Origin of the sequence: Shewanella youngdeokensis (assembly GCF_033180165.1) — a bacterium.
GTDB classification, from domain to species: Bacteria; Pseudomonadota; Gammaproteobacteria; order Enterobacterales; family Shewanellaceae; genus Shewanella; species Shewanella youngdeokensis.
On sequence record NZ_CP136522.1, the window covers coordinates 746,919 to 773,297 of the forward strand.

Genomic DNA, 26,379 nt, shown 5'->3' on the forward strand with positions numbered 1-26,379 from the left:
TAATTAATAATGATAAACAAAAAATGCCGCGTATTGATGGTACAAGGAACCACATCTGATGCTGGTAAAACCACATTAGTTGCTGGGCTATGCCGACTATTTGTCAGAAATGGCCATGACGTTGCCCCGTTTAAACCGCAAAATATGGCGCTTAACAGTGCCGTGACCATTGATGGTGGTGAAATCGGCCGAGCCCAAGCATTACAGGCCATGGCTAGCCGCCTTGAGCCTCAAATCGACTTTAACCCTATATTGCTAAAACCCAGCTCAGATACCGGCTCCCAAGTCATAGTGCATGGTAAGGCATTAATGAAAATGGAAGCCAAAGACTACTTTGGTAAAAATGCCGAAGGCTACCGAGTTAAAGCCATGGCGGCGGTTAAAGCGTCGTATGAGCGGCTATGTAGCCAATACGAAATGCTATTTGTTGAAGGCGCTGGCAGCCCTGCCGAGATTAACTTACGCGCTGGTGATATTGCTAATATGGGTTTTGCTGAAGAGGTCGATTGCCCCGTTATTATCATTGCCGATATCGACAAAGGTGGCGTATTTGCGCACTTGGTCGGCACGTTATCGCTGTTAAGTGAATCAGAGCAAGCGCGCGTAAAAGGGTTTGTAATAAACCGTTTTCGTGGTGATGTTAGCTTACTGCAACCGGGCATAGATTGGCTTGAAAACCACACAAAAAAACCGGTGTTGGGTGTATTGCCCTACTTGCATGATCTGCATTTAGACGCCGAAGACGCACTAGTTGCTGCGCCAGAGCACCGCGCCGATAAAAAATTAAAAGTACTGGTACTTGTGTTACCCCGTATTAGTAACCATACCGACTTTGATCCGTTACGGCTTAATCCGCAAATTGAATTTAACTACGTTTCAATGCAAATCCAAGCAACCAAATCGCCCACTAAGGCCAGCTTGCCGCCAGCGGACTTGATTATTATTCCTGGTAGTAAAAATGTGCGGGCTGATCTGGCCTTTATTCGCGACCAAGGCTGGGAACAAGAGATCGAAAAGCACTTACGTTACGGCGGAAAAGTGCTGGGTATTTGCGGCGGTTACCAAATGTTAGGCCATTTGATTGATGATCCGCAAGGGGTTGAAGACGCACCCGGCAGCGAAGAAGGCCTAGGGTTATTGCCCTTGGTTACCGAGCTAACTAACAACAAAGTACTCGTGCAAATTGAAGGCGTGTTGTCGCTACTTGACCAACAAGCAGCCATTAAAGGCTATGAAATACATTGTGGGCGCTCCAAATCATTAATGAAATTGGTCGAGCCCATTACGTTAACCCGCAGTGTTAAAGGCGGCGAGAAAAGGCAAACTCAACGCTGGCAAAGCGAAGGGATGATCTCGAGTGACAATCAAATCTTTGGTACCTATGTGCATGGTATATTTGACTCACCCAAAGCCTGTCAGTTACTACTACAATGGGCTGGAATGGAAGATGCGCAAAGTATTGATGTTGAGCATGTGCGTGAGCAGCAGCTTGAGCGCCTAGCGGATGTACTTGAAGAGGACCTAGACATGGACGCCCTAAATGGCATTTTAAATTACCTGTAGCAAGCGCTTACTGTCGCTATTGGCTCTACCTGGTAAGCAATCGCGGATTAATCGTCACGACCACCGCCAAAGCAATAAGCTTGAAGTATAAGGACCAAACATGAGTGAGACTAACCCAACGGAAACGGGTGTTAACAAGTCAGCGGCCACCAAAGCGGAACGCCATAAAGCGCGTCAGCAAAAAGTAAAACAGGGCGTTGACGCTAAAATCGCTCAAGCACAAGAAGAGAAAGGTATCTTGTTAGTGCTCACGGGTAACGGTAAAGGCAAGTCCACCTCAGGTTTTGGTACTGTTGCTAGAGCCGTTGGTCACGGTAAAAAGGCCGCTGTAGTGCAGTTTATAAAAGGTAACTGGGAGTGCGGCGAGCGCACTTTGCTTGAAGGCGCTGGAGTTGAATTTCACGTTATGGGAACCGGCTTTACGTGGGAAACCCAAGACAGAGACAAAGACACCGCCGCGGCCGAAAAAGCATGGAGCGCCACCGAAAAGCTGCTGCAAGATGAAAGCATTGATCTAGTGATGCTTGATGAACTGACCTACATGGTCAGTTATCACTACCTAGAAGTCGACAGAGTGATTAACGCACTACAAAATCGCCCTAAAATGCAGCATGTTATTGTAACGGGTAGAGCGTGTCATCGCGCTATCATCGACATTGCCGACACCGTGAGCGAAGTGGTTCCGGTAAAGCATGCGTTTGAGGCAGGTATCAAAGCCCAACCCGGCTTCGATTACTAAATTTCTTCCTGCTGTGGTTTAAAGCATAAGTCTGCATAAATTACATGTAAGTCTGCATAGCGACAAATAAGTGTGCATAATTTGAACTATAAGTTCACATAGTGTAGTGTTTATTTGTCATTTAACTACATCTGAGTGTTTTTATGTACCAAAGAAACATAAAGCACTCTCGCGTGAAGAACCTCTTTAAGTTTGCTAGCCTAAAGAATCGTGCTTCGTTAACGCTAGAGTCTTCATTAGAGTTTGATGCTTGCTTTCATTTTGAATACAGTAAGTCAGTGTCTGCCTTTGAAGCACAGCCTATCGGTTTTTATTACCAGTATTATGGTAAGTCCCTTCCTTACACCCCTGATTTTTTGGTCTCAAGTGCAGATGGCAAGCAGATCTACTATGAGATTAAGTATTCAAAAGAGGCTTGTGATCTAGAAGTAATGCACAGGTTTAAGCATAAACAGAAGTCTTGTATTGAGCTTGGTATAGAACTCAGATTGATCACTGAACGACAGCTACACAAAGGTCCACTCCTTAATAACCTTAAACTGTTACACCGCTATTCTGGAGATTCAAAATACAATACTCAAATTGAATGGATATTGTCATTGGTACGTAAGCTTGGTGTCGTGACAGTGCGTGAGTTACTTGATGAATCCAAGTTAACCCAAGGGCAGCTTAATAAATTAGTTCTAATTGGCACATCACTGGGGCTATTAAAGTTTGACTTAGGTGCGACTCCTTTTGGTTTAGATACTGAACTTTCTATAGCTCATGGATGAGGAAACTGAGCTATTTAGGGATGAAATCGATGAGTTCGATTCTGAGATCTTTAGTGTAAAAAGTGATGCCGAAGTCTCGATTAGTATTAATGCTAGCAAATCTCTCGAGATGTATGATCAACCAATTCAATATGAAACTAAAAAGCGTTTGCACTACATCAGGTTTATTGAAAAACGTATAGATGGAGGCTGGACTCAGAAGAATATTGATCCTCTACTGGCACAGATGACCTCCTATGATAATGAGTCTAAGCCTAAGTGGCGTGCTGTCGCTGCTTGGTATAGTAAGTTTCGAAAGTCTAATTTCTGTATAACTGCACTTATTCCCTCCCATGGCAAAAAAGGTAACAGAACCCTTAAAAATCGCAGTGGTGATTATTATTTTAATAAAGCATTGGAAGACAAGTATTTACGAAAAGAGCGTCCAAGTGTCGCAACTACCTACTGTTACTATTGTGATCTAATTCGAGTCGAAAATCGTCGTTTGGTATCAGGAGCAATAACCCCTCTTTCTTATACAGGTTTTAATGCACGTATTAAAAGTTTGGAACCCTACGATGTTGACTTAGCACGTTTTGGTCGTAGCTATGTTCAAAAAAAATACAAACTAGGTAATAAATTCGCAGAGCCAACCTGTGTGATGGAGCGAGTGGAGATAGATCACACGGTACTCGATTTCACTGTATTAATGGAAGATAATCAGACGGTGATTGGTCGGCCAACGATTACCGTTCTCGTGGATTGCTACAGTAGTTGCGTTGTGGGGTTTTACGTCAGTTTTAATGAGCCTAGTCACTTATCTATTCGAGCAGCATTAATTAATACTATGCTGAGTAAAGATGATGTAATTAAGAGTTTTTCAAGTATTAATGCTGACTGGCCTTGCCATGGAAAAATTGAGCTTTTAGTCGTTGATAATGGGGTTGAGTTTTGGGGGGAGGCGTTAGAGTCGGCTTGTAAAGAGCTTGGTATAAACACGAGTTACAATCCCGTTGGCAAACCTTGGAAAAAGCCTAAAGTGGAGCGGTTCTTTAGAACATTAAACACTGAGTTTTTAGACTCGCTACCAGGAAAAAACTTTAGAAGCATTGACGCCAAGGGGGATTATCAACCAGATAAAGAAGCTGCCATAAGCTTCAGTTTATTTAATGAATTACTGCACAAGTGGGTTATCGAGGTTTATAACCAAAAAGCAGATGACCGAAAAACACGAGTGCCAATAGTAAAGTGGTATGAAGGTGCGTCAGTATATCCACCGATTGAATATATAGGTGATGATCAAGAACTTCTGCGTGTCAAACTAGGAGTTTTAGACACTCGTTCTATTTCAAAAGATGGTATACAGTTTTTGCACTTACGGTACGATTCACCGGAGTTATTGGAGTATCGAAAATACACACCAGTTGCCTCTAAGCGTGGTTTGAAAGCTGATATAAAAATTAACCCGCACGATTTAAGCTACATCTATGTGTATTTAGAGCAGCAAGAGTGTTATCTCAAGGTACCCGCTAAAGATCCGGATGGCTATACCATAGGTCTCACGCTAACCCAGCATAAGGTCAATATTAAAAATCGTCGAAAAAACGTTATCGAATCTCAAGACTCGGTATCGCTTGCGCAGAGCAGGTTAGAGATTGAAGAGATGGTCAACCAAGCATTGGCGAACAAACAAAAGCAAAAAGGGATGAAGAAGTTAGCAAAATACCAAGGCATAGACAGTAATACTGATCATGCAACGATATCAATGAATACCTCACAAGCTTTACCATCTGCGGAGGAGCCTGAAAATGATAGCAATAAAATAAGCACCTTTGATTGGGATAGTGATGATATAGAGGCATTTTAAGTATGGATATAATGGCTACAGCGACGCAGTTTTCTTTATGTTATATAGAGCATCCTTATGTGAAAGGTGTAATTGACGAGCTGGATAAACTACGAGCTCGGCGTCTGCTCTCGAAAGATCAGCAATGCATTTTAATAACTGGTGAGGCTGGAACAGGGAAAAGTGCACTGATTGATCATTATAAAGCTAAGGTGTTGGCTAGCGAATTAAATAGTAGGCAGATACCTGTATTACTAACTCGTATTTCGGCTAAACGGGATTTGGATAGCACTTTAGTTCAAATGCTTCATGATCTTGAGCTATTTGGGACCAGTCAATATAAACGCTGGGGCTTTGCTACAAATTTAGAACAGAAGCTAGTTGATGCGCTAAAACGCACTAAGGTTGAGCTGATTATTATCAATGAGTTTCAAGAGATCCTTGAATATAAAAGTAAGCAAGAGCGTCAAGCTATTGGTAACTCTCTAAAATACATAAGTGAGGAGGCTCAAGTTCCGATAGCTTTTGTGGGCATGCCTTGGGCTGTTCAAATTTGCGAAGATCCTCAATGGGCATCTCGGCTTATTCGTAGACGAACATTGAAACACTTCTATTTTAAAGATATTGATGAAAGGGGCTACTACCTTTCATATCTAAAAGGGCTAGCAAGTCGTATGCCCTTTGCTGTTCCGCCAGATTTAGCAACACCTGCTATTGCAATCCCTTTGTTTGCAGCAACTAATGGAGAAAACCGTTTTATTAAGGAGTTATTACAAGAAGCGCTAATTCTCTCGTTGCAACAACAGGACAAGACTATCTCTCTAGCGCATTTAAGTGTTGTTTACGCTTCTATGGTTCCAGAACAACCTAATGTATTTGAACTACCTTTTGAGCAGCTGAAATTAACGGAGGTCGAAAGTCCTTCACGCATAAACTCTGATATGAAAACCGTAGATCAGCTTACAATAGGCCCAAAGTATACTAAGCCGATGGCACTCAATGATATCTTGAGTTTGAAGTAATGAAGTAATAAAGGAGAGGATCTAGTCGTTTGTAGAGTGCCTCAAAATTAAACTTATAAACCTTAGTTCAGCTACTCAGTAAGTGAGTATCAAACATCCTCACAATTTGTTCTTTGTATCCGCCTAGCAGGGCTAAGTTGTAACTGTTTTCTTCCTCCATATCGATTAGATGTGGTGGTGTAGCTGCTTTAGTGGCTAGTGATATATCTGAGAAGTGTAGATTGCTGCTTAAGTCGTGATCAAACTCAGTCGAGGTTGGTTTATGAGATAAAGCCAAATTTAGTTCTTGTTGCTCAATTTGTTCAACAATGACAGAGTTTTCCGGTAGATCTTGATCGATCCTATAAGCAAATTCAGTAAGGCTAGCTTCAGCTAAGGTAAATAACCAAGCTTGTTGAACCTCAGCGGAAGTGACTCTTAATATACGGCCTAATACTTGGCGATAATGCATTTCGGTTTTGATGCGACTCAGGTGACAACATACCTGCAGCCGTGGAATATCTGTCCCTTCTGAGATCATACCAACACTCACTATCCATTGAGTATCGTTCTGTCTAAAGGCTTCAATAGTGTGTGAAGGATGCTTCAACTTAGAAGTGACAATACAGGCTGTTTGTTTAAAATCTGCAATAAGAGATTGGTATAACTGTTTAGCATGTTTGATTGATGAAGCAACAATGAGCCCGCCAGCTAAGGGATTTTCTTGACGTATTTGTTCTAGTTTTTTAATACCTTGGCTCAGCATGTAATGCATCACCTGTTGATTATTAATTAATGCTTTATAGCTGAATCCAGACCCTTTTAATAACTCAGCAATAGATGAAAACGTTTCTGACTCTAGCTCATCATCTAATCTAATTTTGTCATTATCAATGAGTGCAATATTGGGTTTGCGACATACGCCATCGGCTACAGCTTGTTTTAGACCATAGACAAAATCACAATGAATGGTGTTATCGGGTTCAGTAAATCTGGAAAGTACGATAGGTGCAGAATCAGACCGCCATGGAGTGCCAGATAAAGCCAAGGTATAGCAAGCTTGGTTTTGAATATTTAGTAATACCTCCTCTCCCCATGCGTTGGCATTATTGAGTTCAGTCCCTTTTAGGTGATGCACTTCATCCATAATGACAAAGACATTATGACTATGAAGAAGTTGCCAAAACTCAGGGGTTAATGAAGACATGGACTGATAAGTGTAAACACTTCCTATAGCTCCCATTAATCCATCAAACCGCTTGAGTAGTCGTCGTGAGAAGTTGGCTCTTATACTTTCGTTTACTTCGGAGGATGGTGAGAAACATAAAACAAAATCAACTTTCCCCATAGTAATTAATCTAGCCGCCAACTCGGCGGCCATTACAGTCTTGCCCGCTCCTGGAGTTGCTAAACACATAAAGTGATTTTGTGATTTGTAGGTAACTAGTGCCTTTTTAACGCAATCATGCTGCCATTGTCTTAACTTCACGATATTAACTCTCTAGGGTGTTGATACAGGCTTCTATGGCTTTAATTTTACCGACCATTGATGAGCTTTGGTTGCGCGCATGCATATAGCGGGAGTATAAACTCGTCTTCGTTTCAGGGAATTCATTAAATAGTCGTTTGAACTCTTCTGCTTCTCCAATATGGCCCAGCAGATCAATGTGGTATTGATTAAGCGTAATTTTAATTTTTTGTAACTTAAGAGTGTTGTCGTTAACGATGGGCTCTTTTGAGACTAGTTTACGCGGCATGCTTGCATAGAGGCGGCTTTCATCAAACATGGGAGTCTTAATAAATATTACTTTTTTGGCATCAATCTGTTTTTCAATGAAGTTAGCGCGACATAGTTTGTTCAATGTTCTATGTACTAATTGGCTAGCACCTTTGTTTATGGTGTCAGTTTTTGTGTCAGATTGTTCCTTTATGAACATTTTTTTCAACTCAACGGCAGTAAATTGAGTGAGTGTTTTACTTTTTAAAATACTAATAAGCATTTCGTTTATACGGATCATTGATTGGGTCACGATATTTACCAATTGTTAATAATTTCAATGTTTAACGAGCCATTCCGTGACGTTTCTATAATTAATTTCCTCTAACTATTTCTCCCCCTATCAGTCCAGACCTTATCAAATTTGGTTAAAACTTGACAATACAGCCTAAAAAGCTAAGGATTCCTTAGTATACCTTAAGTGAAAAAACTAAGACAATCTAAGTTATCTAGGATCAGACAATAATGAACTCGTGTCAGAAAAGCAGATCAATCCACTGCCGCTTAGGCTTAAGCAGGCAAGAACAGCGATGGGCATCAGCCAAAAGCAACTGGGCATTCAATTAGGAATGGAACCGGGAACGGCGAGCGCACGCATGAATCATTATGAGAAAGGTAAGCACACCCCTGATTATGCAACGCTAAAAGCGATGGCGGATGAGTTAGACGTGCCAGTAGCTTACTTTTTCTGTGAGTCAGACAAAAATGCTCAAGTACTATGTCTTTTAGAGCAAATGAGTGATGAAGAAAAAGATATTTTAATAGAGCAGTTGTCTAAATTAAATGCTTCAGATAAATAGGTTTTGGAAAAAATGTGCTTGTAGAAGCGCTAACTTAGCTGGAGATGGATTGGTTCGGGTATGGTAGTTTCGACAAGCTTAAGGCAAAATGCCATCCAATCCATTACTACGACAAGCCAAAGCAATATATTTATTAGAAACACAAATTTTAAAGTAGGGAGAGTGTTGCCTCCCTAAATTTATTTAGATGATTTTAACTTGATACAAGCTCGTAAGAATATATCTTCCCAACTCCAACACTTCGATTTCTAGACTTTTCTGGAAAGTCGTACAGTGCACCAAACTGAGAGTTTTTCTTATTCCCTAAACACTCATTCACTAAGAAAGTCGATATAGCTATTACTGCGGGTTTTGTTCCCATTGGAGCAAAAACTATTTTCTTTTCTTGTCCTTTTTTTGCGAGCTTCCCGAGCTGTTTCGCAAACGCATAGGGATTACAGGCTGGAAACAATTTTAACTCTGCTTTATCCGGTGACAGATATCTCATATGTTTATATATGGAACGATTTTCCCAACCAGGTTTATATGCGGGGAGACCTACATAAGCTTCAATTCGTTCGTACGCGAAACCATCATCTTGAGAAAGTAGCTGTCCAAGCCTACTGCTTTCAAACCCTAAAGTAGTTATAAGCGTTGATTTTGATGTCTGTGAACTGTTTACTGCAAACAGTGGTAAATATCCGAAGTTACCTTTCTTGTCACTAAGAATAAACTCCTGTTCCCGAATTCCTGACTGTCTGTCATCACCTGTATTAGATGAGCGTTTATAATCATTAGGCTCTAAATATGAGATGGTTATAGTACAAGAGCATTTAGATAAGGTAATCCCTGAGAATAAATAAATAATTTCAGGTAAATCTAAAGAAGTTGCTTCAATGAAAACTGAATTGTATTTTTTTTGGGAAAAAAACTCTTCGAGTTTCCTTGGACTTATCGTATCACTTCCAATATTTAGACGAAAAACATCTTTGTTGTATTTCACAATGAAGGCGTTTTTATTACTATCTGATTTGATTTTATCTAGTATTGTCTTCGTTCTAATATCAATTTCACTACCGTGAAAAATGACATCGTGGTTGGAAAGAGGGATGTCATCAAGGCTAGGATGTTCATTTATCTTTTTTATATTAATCATAATAATGAATACTGTCCATGCTGATTATTTGGTGCATCATTATAAACTTGCGTGCTGCTTATACCCCATTGTTTAGTAAGCTTTTTCTTAAGTTCATTAAACTCCAATTCTTGCCCGTAACAGATAGTTTTTATTTCTTCTACATTGAATTTAAGCTTTCTTTTCTTTCTAGGGCTTATACCAAAATGACAAGAAAGAACTGGATGTAGAATGTAATCAACCATTTCAACATCATTGTGCGATTTTGCTTTTGTCCCTCTTACTTTGAAGAGAACAGACCATACTGTCGCTTCGTTCAATAGCCTTTCAGTTTCATCGTCGAGTAGTGAAATGTCGGATAAAGCTATTGTAAAATGGTTAACCTCTGATTCACTCTGAGATTTCCTTTTCTGTGACAAAGAAAATAAGCTACCAAGCCTTTTTGCCATTCTTTTTAGATGTATGCCATTTGAACCAAGTTCTTCTATTTTTTCCAATTGAGCTGTACTTGTAGCCTTTGTTGCTTTTCCTTGAATGTCTACATTGATAGCTGATGAGTTTTCTGGTTGCTTATTTTTTACTTCCGCTCTTATGAATGTCTGATAGCAAAGTTCTAGGAAGTGCCTTAGATTTCCTCTAGACATTAGTATGAATTGATTAAATCCAGCGTACAGTGGGCACTCTCTCTGGGGGAGAGTGTTATATATATATAGAATAACACCATATAAATTATTACTTATCCAGCCTTTATATGGAGTGTCACTATCACCTGACTTATAACGATCAAATTCGATTTTCAGCTTAATCAAGTCTGTAGAACTACGATTTAAGATCGCTCCGTTAACTATACTGGCTTCGGGATAGTCAACATCAATGAAGTCGGATTCTGATAAATCATGGTTTTTTCTTTTCTTCAAACCCTCTGAAATTAAAGTTGTTCTTAGTTTATTCAGAAGAACTTTATCTGAAATAATTTGCTTACTAACCTCATGCAAACTCATACTTTGGAATAGAGACTTCACACTTTCTTTCAAATTATTTTGATAAGTAGGATCTTTACGTATCTTTAAAAAATCAGGGTTAGAGTAGTTTCTAATTATCTCTTCATTTTCACTGCTGGATGAATTATTGGTTTCAAATAACTTTAGCGCTAATATCTCAGCAGCAAGCACTTCATAAGATGTTGGATTTAGGTCATTTAAATATATGGACTCTAGATCTATACGCCTAAAGTCATTTCTATCGACTATGTTTTCCTGACTTAGAGTTCCATTGCTAACTTTAGCATTTTTCTTATAAGCAATACTGAATATTAATGATTTATCGCTATGTTTTAAGTAAGTGTTTATTATTTTTTGTTGCTCTGATGATAAATTTTCAAACTCGTCAATTAAAATGTGAAAAGTAGTATTTTTAAAGTTTTCGTCAATATCCCTAATAGCATCACTAAGTAAGCTGATTACAGGTTTTAAAGTAAGGCTATAAGGAGGTAGTTCTGTATCTGGTAAGTTAATCCAGTTGGTTAATCTGTAGAGGCAACCTTTTATATCCGACTCTAGATTAATTAGTTCTTTGTGTTCTACTTTAATATCTTCAGCTAGTAACTTAGGGATTTTTACGAGCTTAATTTCATCTTTGATATATTGATTTGATAGGTGAGACTTGGATATGCTTGAGCAAAGCTTGCAGTACTCAATCATCACACATAGAGATGCATATGTATTAAATGCTGAACGCCAGCTGTTATCTAACCAATCTTCAGTAATCATTTGAGTAAATGAAGTATCAGGCTTCCAATAAATACCTATATGATTTGTAATGTCATGAGGTAAACTTTTTCTATTTTGGCTAAACATCGTTTCATGGCAATGGTATTTTAGGAACATCGTCTTACCCGAGCCTCTTCCACCTTCTATGACTGAGCCTTTAGTTAGTTTGTGTAAGTTGGCTGCTTCATACTCTAAAGGTAAAACGTATTGCCCCCAAAGATCATCGGGGAACTCTTCTGCACGGTTTTTTGATACTACATCCGATAGTTTCTTTTCCATTTATCTTCCTACCAATTGAGTCCATGTATCACTATCGTACCACAATGCTGCAATGTTATTATTGGGTACTGAATTGCTGAAAAAGTATGTCAAAGCTAACTCACCAAATCCAAAGATATCTTTTGCTTTGATATTTTTCCGCTCACAAATATTTAAATAATATTTTTTTAGTTCTTCACTAGTGTTTTCGCTATGAAATTTATTAAAAAAAGCCAAATTATTTTCGGAGAACAATGACTCACTACTAGTTAATACTTCAACTGGGCAGATAATGATATTTTCATAATCAGAATGTATAGAATCTATACTTTCTTGGTAAGCTGCAAACGGAAAATAAATTATTTTTATACCTAAACTATCCAAGTTGAATTTATCAATGTACGCCCTGAATTGAGTTCCAGTTCCTAAAATGTCATCAAATAAGACAAGAACTTTAAAATCTTTATCTTTTTCTAGTTTTTCTGAAACCTCATTATAAAGAACACCCAGACGAGAATGGAAGTGTTTGTTACATATATCTCTATAAATAGCAGAGCCGCTTTTACCTGGCTTACCATCAATACCCTCTATAGCGGAAAATCTTATAGGTAACTGTTTTTTATTCCCTGCCTTTAAGTCTTTTTCCCAAGATTCTATACATTGGATACTATAAAGGTTATGTTTCTCTAAAATGTTAGGAAGCTTTATTTGAATTATATTTGCTCCAAAGGTGGTAATGGATTTACTGCTTCTATATATTATAGATAGCAATATTCCTGAAGCGAAATATTTATCCTCATTAGTTTCAAAGTTATCTAGCCAAGCATCAAGATCTGAGATGTCAAGCCTATCCCAATAATTGAATCTTATAAGTTTCTTTGTTACATCTACTGCGTCTTCATATATTGACTCATGATTATCAGGTATTTTAATTTTCATTGTTGCCTACTACTATGGGAAGTTTGTATAAATCAGAAGTTGTTATATGTCTTGCTCCTACACCTTTAGAAACAGAGTCGATCCAATTTTTTCCAAAAGGTGATGAAAGCGTATTTAATATTGATTTTTGATTCTCATGATTATTGCATCTTACTATGAAGACACAGTCGGAAATATAAAACTCTCCAGATTCAATGAATCCAAACTTCCCTAAACATCGAGTTCCCACTCGTGCAATTACAATGTCACCTTTTTGAGCTACTATTTTGTCATCTGCATTGAGTGTAGTATTTAGTTCTGAACCGTTATGAGTAATATTAGTTGTATGGATATAGTTACTAACGCCCATTTGTAAAAGGTTTTTTTTAGTCTTTTTGCCTCGCAAAATATTTACTTTAAGGCTAGCTAAAGTTTCCTTTTTAAAAGCACTAGCTTTTCTATAATACGAGTAATCTCCTCTGTTTATAAAGTCAATCTTACTTATTTCTCGCGTCGGAAGTTGTGACTTTAATAATGGTATTTTAGATTTTTTAGACTCACATTTTTTTATTATAATCAGGTGAGTCTTTGCCTCTGTCCCTTGAAAGGACTTAGGTTCAATTTCAACTATTGATTCAATGGTAAAGTTATCTACCAAGAATTTCCTGAGAGTATTAAGTGCTATTTTTGTAAATATTCCATCGGGTAGTATATAAGCTAGGTAGCCATTATTTTTTAATAACTTTAGACCGTATAATAAGAAGTAAACTTCGGCCTCTATGTAAGCTGAGCAAGAGTAATAACCAAGGTTTTCAAGTTCAGTCTTGATAAAATCTTCATTGCGAATTAGCTTAAAAGGTGGATTTCCAACAATTAGATCAAATTGCTCTTTTGTGTATAGAGCACTTACTTCTGGAGTTGTTGCATCAATACAGTATGTATTTACATTTAGCTGAGGATTTCGATTTACAGCATCTATGTTGAACTGATCTATATCTGTGCCAAACAGCGATGTGTAAGAAGCTATTTCAGCAACACACTCTAGCAAAGAGCCTTGCCCCATGCATAAATCCAAGGCATTTAGTTTCTTATTGAACCATGCGTTGTCCGGTATCTGAGATAGCAACAACCTTCCCAGCCCTCTACTTGTGTAGAATTGCTCGTATTCTTCTCGCAGTTGTTTAGTTGCAGCAGTATTTGACATCATGCGTGTATCATATGACATTTTTAATCGGGTTCAAAACGAATCTTTACTGATGACTAAAGGCTTGAACAGTTAAACTCTAAGTACTTAAGAATTACATGCAATTTAGTTTAGCGGAAATCAAACACTACTTAATGGGGTTGAGAGTATTTTTCCTAATGCATCTCAAGATAGAACCTGTCAATTTTACAGTAATTATCGGTCAAACAGTTAGTTATCATCCAGAGGATGTGTTAGGTGTTAATTAACAAATTGCCAAAAAACTATCCCATATGCTTTAATTTCCCTTGCATACAAACAACAGATTAATTAGATTGTAACTAAGACTTCCTTAGTTTAGGTGCTGTATGGCTTTTCTTTTTTCTCCTAAAGCACGCGCGTTCAGTGATGAGTCACTGGAAAGTTACTTGCTAAGAGTCGTGGCGGAGAACTTCTTTGACTCGTATCAACAGCTGAGTTTGGCCATTCGTGAGGAACTTCACGAACTGGACTTTGAGGCACATGGGGCTTTTCCTATTGAGCTTAAACGTCTAAATGTTTTTCACGCCAAGCATAATAGCCACTTTAGAATGCGGGCGTTGAGCTTGCTAGAATCCCTGCTTGATTTACCTCCACATGAGTTACAAAAACAGGCCTTACTACGATCGAATCGAAGGTTTGTGGGAGGTATGTCGGCAGTGCATCGTTATGGTGTTGATATTCCATTGAGTTTTATTCGTTGCGCTGGTGAAGATGGTATTGAAAGTGTGCCTGTTTGTCCTCAATGCCTTAAAGAAGAGCCCTATATTCACCAGGTTTGGCATTTGAAACCTGTTAATGCATGTGCCAAGCATGAGTGTGAACTGATCCATCATTGCCCTGATTGCCAACAACCTATCAATTACATTGAGAATGAATCGATTAGTTACTGTACTTGCGGCTTTGATTTCACGACCGCTGCGAGCGCAAAAGCCGATAGCCAAGCGGTTTCATTGTCCCGTAGCTTGTTTGATGGTGATGCTTTATCTAACAACCCTCTGTTATTTATGGGCACATCTGCGACGCAGCGATTTGCTGCTTTGCTTTGGTATCAGAAGCGCCATGCAAAAAATACTGAATGTATTATGCATGGATCAGTTGGCTACTTTGAGGAGTGGCCTACAAGTTATTATCGAGAACTTGATGCAGTGACTTCTGGTGCTGAAGCGAGGCTTATTGACCTGTTTAATCGCACATCATTTAGGTCAATTTACGGTGAGCTGATATTAGATTCCCAGTGTTTACTGCCTGAAGATAAAGAGCCGCATTTTATCTACCTTGCTTTGATGGAATACATCAGCAAAATAGTAGAGTCGCATCCTAAATCAAAAAAGCCCAACGTGGCTGATATGTTGGTCTGTGTGGCTGAAACCGCAGTATTACTATCGACTACCCATGAGCAAGTGTATCGGCTTTATCAAGAAGGTGTGTTAACTGCTGGAATGAGGTCGAAAATTCGGACACGAATCGGTCCTCATATTGGTGTGTTCTACTTAAGACAAGTTATCGAGTACAAAACTAGTTTTGGCAACGATAAACAAGGAATGTACTTATCAGCATGGTAGATAAACAGAAATTCGAAGAGTTACTTGATATTGATGATATCTCTGAGCGGAATATTGCTTTAAGGCGAGCATTTACCGCCTATACCGCGCCGATGGATGTGACGGGCAATGAGGCCTCTGCGTTAACTATTTTACTTAATCTGACTTACCCTAGAAAACGGGTTGATGATCTACTTGATAAACGCTTAGCCAAGCAAACACTCAATACTGATGCACATGTAGATGCCTGTATTGGCGAGGTGCAATGGTTACATACGCATAATTTAAAGTATCCCGACATACGAGTCAGCAAGCAAAGGCTGATAACAGCACCTCCGTTTTCACGTCCCCATGTATTGAGTAGTGCAAACTGCATCAGCACTTTGGGTTGGTCACATGACAGTGCCAAAGTGAATTTAGCAAAGTTATTTACCTGTCATTTAATCTGGCAAGAACGAGTTTGTTGCCTCGCGACTCTTTTGGCTGATGCTCCTAAGGAGTGGAAAGAAGTTTTTCAAGCGTTAGGCATGCTTGTGAAGGACTTCATGAACTTGTGTGGCAGGGTTAAAGCTTCATTGCCTAGTGATGAGAGCCCCAGTCGTGTCGATAAATATTCCGTTCAAGTTCGTCTGCCTTATCGAGGTGGCTATTTGGCGATAACACCAGTTGTTAGTCATGCACTTCAAGCTGAAATACAACAAGCTGCAATGGCTAAGCAGGGCCGATACACTAATATTGAGTTTACGCGTCCAGCGGCTGTTAGTGAGTTGTCGGCCTCTCTTGGTGGAAACGTCAAAGCGCTGAATTATCCTCCTCGAATAGGAAATGCAGTGCATGGATTAAGTGACTCTTGGGTGTTAAAGGTTCAAGCCAGTCAAACGGTATTAAACAAAGGCGCGTTATCACAACCTCGATTCGAGAGAGCTTTAGAGGGGCTTTTATCAAAGAATTTTGAACTGGCATTAAAGCAGCGTAGAAAGCAGAAAGTAGCATGCATGAGGCAGATAAGAGCAACCCTGACTGAGTGGTTATCACCTCTATTAGAGTGGCGATTAGAGGTTGAAGAGAACAAGATTAATGTTAGTGAATTGGCCAGTATTCATGGCTCATTTGAGTATCAGTTTTTAACTACGCAAAAAGAAAACCTTGTCGAGTTACTAAACCCCATGTTTAGCCTGTTAAATACAGTCTTGTCTAACTCAAACACATTACAAAAATATGCCTTCCATCAGCATTTGATGAAGCCATTAAAAAGTAGTTTGAAATGGTTACTCGATAACCTCTCGAAAGAACCGAATGCAATAGCAATAGATTCTGATGAGGACAATCAACAGCGTTATTTGTATCTAAAAGGTATACGAGTGTTTGATGCTCAAGCATTATCTAACCCTTATTGTGCAGGCTTACCATCACTAACGGCTGTTTGGGGTATGATGCACAACTACCAACGGCGATTAAATGAAAGGCTTGGCACCCAGCTAAGTATGACCTCCTTTTCGTGGTTTATTCGCCAGTACTCATCTGTAGCAGGTAAAAAACTGCCTGAGTACGGTATGCAAGGGCAAAAAGAAAACCAGTTTAGACGAGCAGGGATTGTAGATAATCGGCACTGTGATTTAGTGTTAGATCTTGTGGTACATATCGATGGTTATGAAGAGGACTTAGATGCAATTGATAACTCTACAGATGCTATAAAAGCAAGCTTTCCTGCCAACTTTGCTGGCGGTGTAATGCACCCTCCAGAGATAGGTGCTGTAGATGAATGGTGCGAGTTGTATAGTAGCGAAGCATCGCTTTATTCGAAGCTAAGGCGGCTTCCTGCATCCGGTAAATGGATAATGCCGACTAGGTATCAAATGGATAGCCTTGATGGGTTGCTGCAGTTATTGAAGCTAAATGTAGCACTCTGCCCAGTCATGTCGGGATATCTGATGTTAGGACCACCTGAAAGCCGCAAGAATTCGTTAGAGCCATTACATTGTTATGCTGAGCCAGCGATAGGAGTGGTTGAGTGTGCCACTGCTATTGATATAAGGTTGCAGGGAATGAATAACTTTTTTAGGCGAGCATTTTGGATGCTCGATATAAAAGAGACTTCAATGCTAATGAAACGGATTTGAGGATGCTTTATGGAGTTATGTAATGTTTTAAAGTACGACCGCTCTTTGTACCCAAGTAAGGCAGTTTTCTTTTACAAAACAGCAGAAAGTGACTTTGTCCCTCTTGAGGCTGAAATCAATCGAATTCGAGGTCAAAAGGCGGGATTTACTGAAGCCTTCACTCCTCAGTTCAAATCCAAAAACTTAGCACCGCAAGATCTAGCCCACTGTAACCCCCTAATCCTTGAAGAGTGCTACGTCCCGCCAAATGTAGATCATATTTATTGCCGTTTCTCATTAAGAGTACAAGCTAACTCTCTTAAACCAGCCGGTTGCAGCGAACCGACAGTATTCGCTTTACTTGAAGAGTTCGCTGCAACATTTAAAGCGTGTGGCGGTTACAAAGAGTTAGCTATTCGATATTGTAAAAACGTGTTGTTAGGCACATGGCTTTGGCGTAACCAAAATACGGGGAACTCTCAAATAGATATTAAAACTAGCTCAGGTAATTGCTATCAAATAGCTAACACTCGGCAACTTGCTTGGGACAGTCGTTGGCCTGATGAGGCTCAGAAAATATTAGAAGAGCTAAGTCATGAGGTTCATCAAGCGTTAGCTGATCCAACAGTATTTTGGCATGCCAATATCACTGCAAAAATTGAAACGGCTTTTTGCCAAGAGATCTACCCAAGCCAGTCTTTTGGCGAAAAGGCGGCACAGGGCGAAGCCTCAAAACAATTTGCTAAAGTGAAGTGTGTAGATGGTCGTTGTGCTGTGAGCTTTAATTCGGTAAAAATCGGTGCTGCACTGCAATTAATTGATGATTGGTGGGATGTTGACGGTTCCAAACGATTACGTATTCATGAATATGGTGCAGACAAAGAGTTAGGTGTAGCGCGCCGCGCTCCCGAATCTAAGCAGAGCTTTTATTCTTTGTTTATCAATGCTGAGGTCTATCTGGCAGAGCTTAAGCAACAGCTAGCTGAGGATGAATATTCTATTAGCCCAAATATCTACTACCTGTTTGCAGTGTTAATAAAGGGCGGCATGTTCCAGAAAAAAGCAGAAGCTAAAAGTAAATCAAAAGCCGAACCCAGAACCGCTAAAACAACACCTATGAAGGCCTGATATGAAGCGCTACTATTTTATGGTGCAATTTTTACCAGAACAAGCAAACCTAGCGTTGCTTACTGGGCGATGTATTTCAGTAATGCATGGCTTTATTTGTAAGCATGAGATTGAGGGGGTTGGTGTCAGTTTTCCTGCTTGGTCGGATGCATCAATCGGCAATTTGATTGCTTTTGTTCATACTGATGTCGATACGTTGAAAGAGTTGAGTCAGCAACACTACTTTCAAGATATGGAAGAGTGTGGATTCTTTAGCATCGGTAATATTGAAGCAGTTCCAGATGGTTGTGCAGAGGTGAGATTTAAGCGCAATCAAGGTATTGCAAAAATATTTGTTGGTGAAACTAGAAGACGATTAAAACGTTCAGAAAAACGGGCACTAGCAAGAGGGGAAGTTTTTAATCCAAATAAAAACGGTGAACCGAGAGAGTTAGTTCGTTTTCATTGCATAGCAATAGCGAGTACAAGTACCGAACAAGATTTTCTTTTGCATGTTCAAAAAGAAAGTGTCCAAAAGCGTGAAGAGGCTGAGTTTAGCCAATATGGATTAGCTACGAATAAGGTACTAAAAGGTACGGTTCCTGATTTTAGTATGATTAGACCTTATTTATAGGGTAACTAGTAACTTGTTGTTTTGTATTGGGTTAACAAATGGTGCAGGACGATAGGGTAAAAAGAAAATTCTTGGTTTAGTCGTTGAAGAAAAAGAGTTTATTGGCTATTGTTGATAGTGAACTGCCGAATAGGCAGCTGAAAAGTAAGTCATATTTGCAAAACTTACAATCAAATGGTGAACTGCCGAATAGGCAGCTGAAAAGCTTTCGGCGGCGTGCCTATTGATATTTCTAATGTGAACTGCCGAATAGGCAGCTGAAAAGTGATGAGTGATCCGTACCATCCGCATTAATTCGTGAACTGCCGAATAGGCAGCTGAAAAGTATGTTAGCAATAGAAAGACATTTGGCGACGAGTGAACTGCCGAATAGGCAGCTGAAAAGCATCGATAGAGCACGAGTAGGCGCAAATGTGGGTGAACTGCCGAATAGGCAGCTGAAAATGTCAGTGAAGTATAGCCAATTAATCATGCTTTGATATCTGCCGAATAGGCAGCAAAACCTCTTCTTATTCTTATGAGAAGAGGTTTTTTATTTGAAAAGCTAGGAGAATGATGTGACGAACCTAGTGTTATGTTTTTTGTTCGTGATACTCTTTTTCAACTGGATGTAAGCCATCAATAACCTTTTAATGAAATGGTGATTTTTATGGCTACAAAAGATCTTAGTGCATGTGACCTTCTTCAAAAAGCTTGTGATATTTATAAAGGCGACCGTAACCTAGCCGAATCATTATTTAACAGTGACGTTCCGGCACTCGGTAACAAAAAGCCCAACGATTTACTCGGATCTCCGGAAGGACGTAAGCAGGTCAACGAACTGCTCAATAAAATGGAGTGGGGAGAGTTTTCTTGAATATCAGGGTTATCAAGCTGGCACACTTTTGCCCCAAAGTGAGTTGGCTCGTGATTTCGTCAACTCTGGAACCATAGTCTTTTGGCGTACAAAAAATCAAATTATGGATGACAGGCTTGAGCCAAAGGTTGGAGCATGTGTTATTTCTGTTTTCGAAAATGACACCGCTAAATTTTACTCTGACCCAATTAATTTTTGCGGTGGCCATTAGGTTCCAATAAGTGTGATTAAAAGGTAGGTAGACCGAGTCGTAAAACAGTGGTTTGAGCGTAGTTCCCCCTGTGATTTGGGCATGAAAAAGCCGACTATTTAAGAGTAAATAGTCGGCTCTTGTGATTGGTTGCTAATTACTTGGCGCAAGCCTTAGGTAAAGCGGTGAGGCTGGTGTCTAGTGCGATGTAACTTGGCTCACAAGTCATTTCCCCCTCTTGCATTGAGCAGAACTGGTAAGCGTAGTCGTATGTGTCAGCGTCTAGGTCGTTGATGTATGTCTCGGCCTCTTTGGTTGATAGGATAGTGATTGGCATTTCTGCGGTACCATCATCAACGTGTGCCGTGAAGCTTGTACCCTTAGAGATTTTGCTTAACTTGAATGTGTTACGTTCACTGCTAAGTCCGTTAAGGAAGTTAACCTTGTACATGCTGCATAGTGGCGCTTTGTCGCCAAAGTGTGTCACAAACCAATCTTGGGTACATTCATCTTCATCACTAAGAGCGTGAGTGATTTGAGGTTGGTCACCAGTTTTAAGGTCAATGACTTGTTGAGTCAATGCGGTTGCATTCAACATGCCTGAGCCACAACCAAACGTTGCACATAAGGTGTCCGTGAGTGGGCGTGCTGTCATTTCCATAAGGAACTTAACAACTGCTGGGTTTATTGTTTTGTCTACTCGCTTCGCAATGGCGGCGGCTCCTGCGATAAGTGGTGCAGAAAAACTGGTACCCGCGTTCATCATTACTGAATATGTGCTCCCTTGTGGGGCTAGCGCATAAATGTACTCGCCTTGTGCTACTACCGAGATTGAATCCCCGTAGTTACTGAATGAAGACAGGTCGCTTTGCTCTGAGCTAGCGCCGATTGAAATAACACCGTCACATGATGCTGGGTAGAAGTCTTTTGCATTCGCAGTGAGGTTACCAGCGGCACCAATAACGATGATCCCTTTCTCAAGAGCTTTATTCACTGCGTAAACCATAAAAGAAGAGCAATCGTCTTTAATCGTCCCCATACTGATGTTAATCACATCCATTGGTTCGGCTAGTGGTTCGAGATCTGGGTACGCTGAGGTGTCTAGCTCTTGTGCAGCGTACAGAACAGCATTAGCTATAGCAAATGAGTATGCGCTACCCAAAATGCCTACTTTTGCAGCAAACAAGTGTACGTTGTCTGACGCCCCAGCTATCCCATCGGTGTTGTTGCGTTGTGCAGCGATAATAGACGCCGCATTGGTTCCGTGAGGTCTTTCTTCGATACTAAGTTCAGTTAAAAAGTCTGTTCCAATCTCAGCGTAGCCACTGTCAGTGAAACTATACCCCTCGTTATAAACCATGTCATAGTCAACCGGAAAGAATCCAGTGTCAATTACCATTACACGTACAGCATCACCTGTGTTAGCTGCAAGATCATTGGCTGCTTCAAAGTTGAGCGCATTAGGCAGTGTTGGATCGTCATATAAGTATGTTTGGTCAAAATAATATTCGTCATTAAGTGCTTCTGCACTCTTCATCAGCGTGTCGGCGTCAACCGTTTTGAACCAACCAGTGTCCGCAAGTGTGTTGAGTAAATCTGCTTCCGCAGTGCTCTCGGTGTTAATTTCTAATACATAGAATGGGTTTTGTGGTTGGCTAGCGGCCGAAATGCTCATTGAACGCGCTAATTGTTGGCGTCCTTTAAAGCAAATGTTCTCGCCACTTTCTAGTGCCGTAACGCACTTGTCGTTCGATGTAGCAGACATGGTGCTCATAGCGTTAGCTGCTTGGCCGTCTGACACGACTACACGAATAACTTCTGAGTGAGCTGGGGCAATGGTTGCCATGCCGATTGCTGCGATTGCTAATAATTTTTTCATAATTTCGTCCTACTCGCCTAAGTTACAAGTTTGAAGTTCGTTGAATACAATGCTTGTCATAAAGGCGTATTCGTCGTTGAATTTGTATGGTTCGCCGCTACCGATAGCGGGGTTACCGTAAAATTGACTGAGACCAACTTCTTCTGTGATGTAAAACGTGCCTACTGGCAACGTTGGGATAATGTCACTAACCATGCTTTGTATGAGGGTTAGTTGTTCGTTAGTGCTTTCGGCGTGTTGAGCATATTGCGCCATAGTGTCGCTAAGTAGCTTATCTAAGACAGTTTCGCTTGATGGTGTGCTAGTGAAACCTGCTCTAATTGCAGTAGCCGCACTGCTATTAAGGTCTGGTTGTGCTGCCTCTACCGCTGCTTGGAATTGGCTATTAGTGAATGCGTTGGTGATAACCCCAAGTTTTCCCATAGCACCTAGAACGGCGAGTTCGTTGCTCAATGTTAGATCTGTTGTTAGCGTGCTGGCTAACGTGTTGTACGCCGCGATTTTCGGTAACATTGATGTATTTTCTACATTAACAGCGATGCTCACGCTTGAGCTTTGATCGTCTCCGTCAGTGCCGCGAATGGTGAACGTGTGGTTAATGTTCATATCAAGGTCGGCAAAGTTAAATGTCACTACATTGTCAGCGATAGTGTATGTAACGTCCGCAAAATCACTCACTGCTTCAATGCCGTTGACGGTCAGTGAAACGTTGCCCGTTTGTTCTTTGTAGTTGAGCGTCACTGATGCGATGCTGTTTTCAACGGTAGCAATTGAGCCGTTTGGAGTAGACATTGCAAAGTTCAGCTCTGGTTCTGGTTCTGGTTCTGGCTCAGGTTCTGGTTCAGGCTCTGGTTCAGGCTCTGGTTCAGGCTCTGGTTCAGGCTCTGGTTCAGGTTCTGGCTCTGGTGCAGGCTCTGGTGCAGGAATTGGAGTCGTAATAGGCGTGCTCTCGTCCTCGCTTCCACCGCCACAGGCTGTTAAAAGAGCAATTGAACTAATGAGTAAAGATGTGTGTAACTTAATCATTTTCTAATCCTAAAGAGTGGGGAGTCGCATCATCTGTTGCGATAAATGAGGGAACTAACAGTAGAACCAATTATTGAGTGTTAATTGTTAATTGGCGTGAGCCCTGTAGTGCAAAGTATGTTAACTGAAATGATTGAAATGCCCTCGAAAATTATAAAGTTACCGCTACACTTGCGCATTTGATCACACAATTTAAAACAAGCCAGATAAATGTATCAATTAAATAGCGACTTGAGATATTTTCCACTGCCTTAGGGGGCTTAATTTATAGTCCTTTTTGTCTGGCTGTTTTAATTATTTAAGTGCTAATTATGGGTGGACAATTCTTATAGATAAAAACCGTAAAGAGGGGGAATGCATTTTTTAAGAAATACATACTTAAAAAATATTAATTTCTTGGCATTCAATTTAGTTATGGGATAACACAGTTCTATTATGCGTAAAATCCTAAGATAGTGGCCAAAATTAGCTGACCACTTCACCTTGCTCAGCGCTTGAAGGAGATTAGGCAGATAAGTCAGTAAATCCGAGGTATTCGTAGGTAGAGGTGTAGTGGATATGGGGATATGTGGGGTCAGGGGATATGTGGGGTCAGTGTAAACTTTATTCGAACACCATACATTTACTAATCCCACGACCTACCTTTAGACCTTTTGCTCTAAATGATTTCTGTCCAAAAGTGAGCTAGAAAGTGCGAGTGTTTTAACCGTAATAAAAGAACATGTAGCGGCCATCCCTTAGGTGTGACAGCTTTAATTTGTCAGTTTATGGTTATATTTTATGTCAGTATATGGTTATATTTTTTAGCTAAGCTATTGAAAGCCGGAAGCGACCTATGTCAGGTTATACTTGCAGCGACACCTGCTAGCTTCTGTCCATTTTCGAGTCAACGAGTCTGCGCTTTTTCACTTATGCCCTAAAGTGAGTTAGCTTTAAGTTAAACGTGGGTTACGTATTCTCATGTAGGTTGAAGTGCAGCTGAATATTTGTACAGGTATAACTAAAAATGAGTAAAAACACCGATTTTGGCGCAAATAAAGATGCCAAAAACAGTGCTGCTAGGCATCGATAATTTTTTAACATTTAACAAAATCTATAAAAATCAGCACTATGACAAATGTTAAAAAGTGATACACGGACCCATTGAACACCCTAGGCTCTCTTTCTCCCCACTCAACAAGGCAATTTATGCAGCCTGAATTCATAAATTATCTATTTGCAACAATATCTTAGCGGTGATAAGTTATTTAAAATTTAACGAGTTGCTTGGAACGTTATCGAGCGACTAATGAATAAGCTGTTAGGTATTTAGTTCAAGGATCGGCATGTATCTCAAATCTATTCTATTCATTATCGCTTTATTGTTCCTCACTTCATGCGGAGAAGCTTCAATAAATGGAGCAAAAGATGAGGCTTACGGGATATTAAGAATTCCCGTATTAACTGAATGTGCAATAAACTTAAAAGAATTAGAAATCCCTCAAATTAAAAGTATTGAGCTTGTGAATTTTGATATGAATATTTCTGGAAGTAATGTTAATTCTTATCTTCATATAGAACATAAGGGTTTACCTTCAGTTGTTTTAACTAAGGTGCATGATAAATTAAAAAATTGTATTCCTAATGTTTTGGTAACGTACGATAACTCTGAATTACTGTCTCAAGACTTAGATAACTACAAATCAGTATCATTAACAAAGCCTGTTTATATAAAAGCAGACAACGGTAAATTTGAGGTTCGTTATCAAAAAAGGTAACGTGTTCAAGTAAATACCTAACAAGAAATTAAACAAGGACAAAAAACAGTTGGCTTTTTGTTCACTCCGTTCACTTATTTTAGCCAACAATTTTTTGCCTGTTAATTAGGCGTTATACGTACTTTATGTCAAATTTATCAATCAAAACTAGAATTCACAATTCAATTCTTAAACTTGAAAAAGGTGAAATAAGTCTTCAGGAATTATCAGATGTAATAGAGTTAAATGGTGATGCTCTTGAGTCAATGCCTTACGAATTGATTGAAAATATTCGTGAAATTGAATATCAATTAACTCAATGTCAATTTTCTGAATTAGAGTATTGTGAATATGAAATTGAAAGCACTCTAAGCTTTATTAAAAACTGGCTTAGTAAAATTCCAAACTAGAAACGTATAACAAGAATATTAAAACTGATGCAAAGTATTCCGCATTTTTAGCGTGTACGCTTCGCGTTGATTGTACGCCAAAAATACTCCATACTTTACACAGTTTATATAGGCGTTATGTGTAAATGAGTATGAATCGAGATCCGTATATAACTTTTATTGGAGCAAAAGGCGTAGCATTTGCGTGGATAGGTTCCGTTCTTGGTCCGCTGTTTGTTTTTTCTACACTTGGCGACTTTAAACATGCAAACACCTATATTGGTTTGGTATTCATATTAATTGTAGTGCTTTCAATTCGAGATGGTTTCAAAGCTAAAAAGCATGGTAAAACTTCTGACTTTATTGCTCTAGCTATCATGCCAATTGTAATTCCGGTGCTTTGCATTTTATGGTTTGCTTTTAGCATATAAATTCAATAGATTACACATAACAAGGCGCTCAAGTGGACGTAAAAAGCATGGCTTGCGCTCATTCTTCGCTAATTATAGCCATGCATTTTACGCCACTTAGCTTGGCGTTAGGTATTCAATGAGATTAGCGTCATATTTTAGTGTAATAATAACTATCTTAATTATGAGTTGTAATGCATTTGGCTCGAATATTAATAATGATCTTTTGTTATCTATTCAAAATGGGAAATTAAAACAGTTTGAGAAGCTTTTAACTAAAGGTGCAGATCCAAACTACAGAGACGAAAATGGCGACCCACAATACAGACCTGTGGTTATGGAACAAGCCGCAGTTCACAAGGACTCAATGTTTTTGCTTCTATGCTTAAAACATGGTGCCAATCCTGACATTCTTGATGGTTACAAAAGCACCTCTGTAATTATTGAGGCGGCAAAGCATTCCCGGCTTGAAAACGTAAAGTTATTGGTAAAATATGGAGCCAATTTAAATGTCCAGAATAAAAATGGAAATACGGCACTTCATACTGCTATAGCTGTTAAAAACTATGACATTGCATTTTTCCTAGTTTCAAATGGTGCGTCACTGAAAATTGAAGACAAGTGGGGTTACACCCCTATTGATATGCTTGAAAAGTTTGGTGATGCAGGTGTCAAAAAGGGAAGTAAATATCACGATTGGTATCTCAAGTTTGTTGCACTAGTAGGTGAAAAGAATACCTAACAAGTCAA

General features: G+C 39.6%; 23 protein-coding genes and 1 CRISPR repeat array. Of the genes, 15 read left to right on the forward strand and 8 right to left on the reverse strand.

Annotated elements, in window-relative coordinates; genetic code table 11:
• The first annotated feature begins 9 nt into the window (after positions 1 to 9).
• The 5 genes from RGE70_RS03180 to RGE70_RS03200 all read left to right on the forward strand — a co-directional run bounded on the left by RGE70_RS03180 (position 10) and on the right by RGE70_RS03200 (position 5,922).
• Positions 10 to 1,563, forward strand: coding sequence for a cobyric acid synthase (locus RGE70_RS03180; protein WP_310470109.1), 1,554 nt, complete (start codon positions 10 to 12; stop codon positions 1,561 to 1,563).
• Positions 1,564 to 1,663: 100 nt separating this feature from the next.
• Positions 1,664 to 2,302 carry a cob(I)yrinic acid a,c-diamide adenosyltransferase gene (gene cobO, locus RGE70_RS03185; protein ID WP_310470110.1) on the forward strand — a complete coding sequence of 213 codons (639 nt, stop codon included), beginning with the start codon at positions 1,664 to 1,666 and terminating at the stop codon, positions 2,300 to 2,302.
• A 173-nt stretch (positions 2,303 to 2,475) separates the two neighbouring features.
• Positions 2,476 to 3,075 carry a TnsA endonuclease N-terminal domain-containing protein gene (locus RGE70_RS03190; RefSeq protein WP_310470111.1) on the forward strand — a complete coding sequence of 200 codons (600 nt, stop codon included), beginning with the start codon at positions 2,476 to 2,478 and terminating at the stop codon, positions 3,073 to 3,075.
• Positions 3,068 to 4,921 (forward strand): TnsB C-terminal domain-containing protein, encoded by a 1,854-nt coding sequence (locus RGE70_RS03195; RefSeq protein ID WP_310470112.1) that lies wholly within the window; start codon positions 3,068 to 3,070, stop codon positions 4,919 to 4,921. Before RGE70_RS03190 ends, RGE70_RS03195 begins: the two co-directional genes overlap by 8 nt.
• A 2-nt stretch (positions 4,922 to 4,923) precedes the next feature.
• A complete protein-coding gene (locus tag RGE70_RS03200) occupies positions 4,924 to 5,922 on the forward strand; it encodes a TniB family NTP-binding protein (protein ID WP_310470113.1) in 999 nt (332 codons plus the stop codon).
• 67 nt (positions 5,923 to 5,989) lie between these two features.
• Here RGE70_RS03200 and RGE70_RS03205 read toward each other — a convergent pair whose 3' ends face one another.
• Both RGE70_RS03205 and RGE70_RS03210 read right to left on the reverse strand, forming a co-directional pair.
• The gene (locus RGE70_RS03205; protein ID WP_310470114.1) at positions 5,990 to 7,390 is read right to left on the reverse strand and encodes a DEAD/DEAH box helicase; all 1,401 of its coding nucleotides are present in this window, start codon (positions 7,388 to 7,390) and stop codon (positions 5,990 to 5,992) included.
• 4 nt (positions 7,391 to 7,394) lie between these two features.
• A complete protein-coding gene (locus tag RGE70_RS03210; RefSeq protein ID WP_310470115.1) occupies positions 7,395 to 7,931 on the reverse strand; it encodes a VspR family transcription factor in 537 nt (178 codons plus the stop codon).
• Between the two features lie 220 nt (positions 7,932 to 8,151).
• Here RGE70_RS03210 and RGE70_RS03215 point away from each other — a divergent pair, with 220 nt between their 5' ends.
• Positions 8,152 to 8,478, forward strand: coding sequence for a helix-turn-helix domain-containing protein (locus RGE70_RS03215; RefSeq protein ID WP_310470116.1), 327 nt, complete (start codon positions 8,152 to 8,154; stop codon positions 8,476 to 8,478).
• A 193-nt stretch (positions 8,479 to 8,671) separates the two neighbouring features.
• On the opposite strand, the gene RGE70_RS03220 is transcribed toward RGE70_RS03215, so the two are convergent.
• The 4 genes from RGE70_RS03220 to RGE70_RS03235 are packed head-to-tail and all read right to left on the reverse strand — an operon-like array spanning position 8,672 to position 13,744.
• On the reverse strand, positions 8,672 to 9,613 hold the full coding sequence (locus RGE70_RS03220; protein WP_310470117.1) for a hypothetical protein: 942 nt from the start codon (positions 9,611 to 9,613) through the stop codon (positions 8,672 to 8,674).
• Complete coding sequence (locus RGE70_RS03225) at positions 9,610 to 11,640, reverse strand: ORC-CDC6 family AAA ATPase (protein WP_310470118.1); 2,031 nt, start codon at positions 11,638 to 11,640, stop codon at positions 9,610 to 9,612. The genes RGE70_RS03220 and RGE70_RS03225 overlap by 4 nt, the downstream gene beginning before the upstream one ends.
• A complete protein-coding gene (locus tag RGE70_RS03230; protein WP_310470119.1) occupies positions 11,641 to 12,558 on the reverse strand; it encodes a phosphoribosyltransferase-like protein in 918 nt (305 codons plus the stop codon). It lies immediately after the preceding gene.
• Positions 12,548 to 13,744, reverse strand: a complete 1,197-nt coding sequence (locus RGE70_RS03235) for an N-6 DNA methylase (protein WP_310470120.1) — start codon at positions 13,742 to 13,744, stop codon at positions 12,548 to 12,550. The genes RGE70_RS03230 and RGE70_RS03235 overlap by 11 nt, the downstream gene beginning before the upstream one ends.
• 344 nt (positions 13,745 to 14,088) lie before the next feature.
• Between RGE70_RS03235 and RGE70_RS03240 the strand changes: the two genes are divergently transcribed.
• From RGE70_RS03240 to RGE70_RS03260, 5 genes are all read left to right on the forward strand, one after another.
• Positions 14,089 to 15,324 carry a TniQ family protein gene (locus RGE70_RS03240; RefSeq protein ID WP_310470121.1) on the forward strand — a complete coding sequence of 412 codons (1,236 nt, stop codon included), beginning with the start codon at positions 14,089 to 14,091 and terminating at the stop codon, positions 15,322 to 15,324.
• Positions 15,318 to 17,423: a type I-F CRISPR-associated protein Csy2 gene (locus tag RGE70_RS03245; RefSeq protein ID WP_310470122.1), complete on the forward strand. Its 2,106-nt coding sequence runs from the start codon at positions 15,318 to 15,320 to the stop codon at positions 17,421 to 17,423. Before RGE70_RS03240 ends, RGE70_RS03245 begins: the two co-directional genes overlap by 7 nt.
• A 9-nt stretch (positions 17,424 to 17,432) precedes the next feature.
• On the forward strand, positions 17,433 to 18,530 hold the full coding sequence (gene csy3, locus RGE70_RS03250; protein ID WP_310470123.1) for a type I-F CRISPR-associated protein Csy3: 1,098 nt from the start codon (positions 17,433 to 17,435) through the stop codon (positions 18,528 to 18,530).
• A gap of 1 nt (position 18,531) precedes the next feature.
• Positions 18,532 to 19,143 carry a type I-F CRISPR-associated endoribonuclease Cas6/Csy4 gene (gene cas6f, locus RGE70_RS03255; RefSeq protein ID WP_310470124.1) on the forward strand — a complete coding sequence of 204 codons (612 nt, stop codon included), beginning with the start codon at positions 18,532 to 18,534 and terminating at the stop codon, positions 19,141 to 19,143.
• Between the two features lie 117 nt (positions 19,144 to 19,260).
• Positions 19,261 to 19,588: a CRISPR direct-repeat array (repeat unit 28 nt; unit sequence GTGAACTGCCGAATAGGCAGCTGAAAAG).
• Positions 19,589 to 19,792: 204 nt separating this feature from the next.
• Positions 19,793 to 19,999: an antitoxin Xre/MbcA/ParS toxin-binding domain-containing protein gene (locus RGE70_RS03260; RefSeq protein WP_310470125.1), complete on the forward strand. Its 207-nt coding sequence runs from the start codon at positions 19,793 to 19,795 to the stop codon at positions 19,997 to 19,999.
• 347 nt (positions 20,000 to 20,346) lie between these two features.
• Here RGE70_RS03260 and RGE70_RS03265 read toward each other — a convergent pair whose 3' ends face one another.
• Together RGE70_RS03265 and RGE70_RS03270 are read right to left on the reverse strand one after the other, a co-directional pair.
• The gene (locus RGE70_RS03265) at positions 20,347 to 22,068 is read right to left on the reverse strand and encodes a S8 family peptidase (RefSeq protein ID WP_310470126.1); all 1,722 of its coding nucleotides are present in this window, start codon (positions 22,066 to 22,068) and stop codon (positions 20,347 to 20,349) included.
• Between the two features lie 9 nt (positions 22,069 to 22,077).
• Positions 22,078 to 23,094 carry a hypothetical protein gene (locus tag RGE70_RS03270; protein WP_310470127.1) on the reverse strand — a complete coding sequence of 339 codons (1,017 nt, stop codon included), beginning with the start codon at positions 23,092 to 23,094 and terminating at the stop codon, positions 22,078 to 22,080.
• Between the two features lie 1,325 nt (positions 23,095 to 24,419).
• Here RGE70_RS03270 and RGE70_RS03275 point away from each other — a divergent pair.
• The 4 genes from RGE70_RS03275 to RGE70_RS03290 all read left to right on the forward strand — a co-directional run bounded on the left by RGE70_RS03275 (position 24,420) and on the right by RGE70_RS03290 (position 26,371).
• Positions 24,420 to 24,851: a hypothetical protein gene (locus tag RGE70_RS03275; protein ID WP_310470128.1), complete on the forward strand. Its 432-nt coding sequence runs from the start codon at positions 24,420 to 24,422 to the stop codon at positions 24,849 to 24,851.
• 125 nt (positions 24,852 to 24,976) lie between these two features.
• Positions 24,977 to 25,240: a hypothetical protein gene (locus tag RGE70_RS03280; RefSeq protein WP_310470129.1), complete on the forward strand. Its 264-nt coding sequence runs from the start codon at positions 24,977 to 24,979 to the stop codon at positions 25,238 to 25,240.
• 125 nt (positions 25,241 to 25,365) lie between these two features.
• Entirely contained in the window at positions 25,366 to 25,650 is a 285-nt protein-coding gene (locus RGE70_RS03285) for a hypothetical protein (RefSeq protein ID WP_310470130.1), read from the forward strand.
• 118 nt (positions 25,651 to 25,768) lie between these two features.
• Positions 25,769 to 26,371, forward strand: coding sequence for an ankyrin repeat domain-containing protein (locus RGE70_RS03290; protein ID WP_310470131.1), 603 nt, complete (start codon positions 25,769 to 25,771; stop codon positions 26,369 to 26,371).
• Positions 26,372 to 26,379 lie beyond the last annotated feature (8 nt).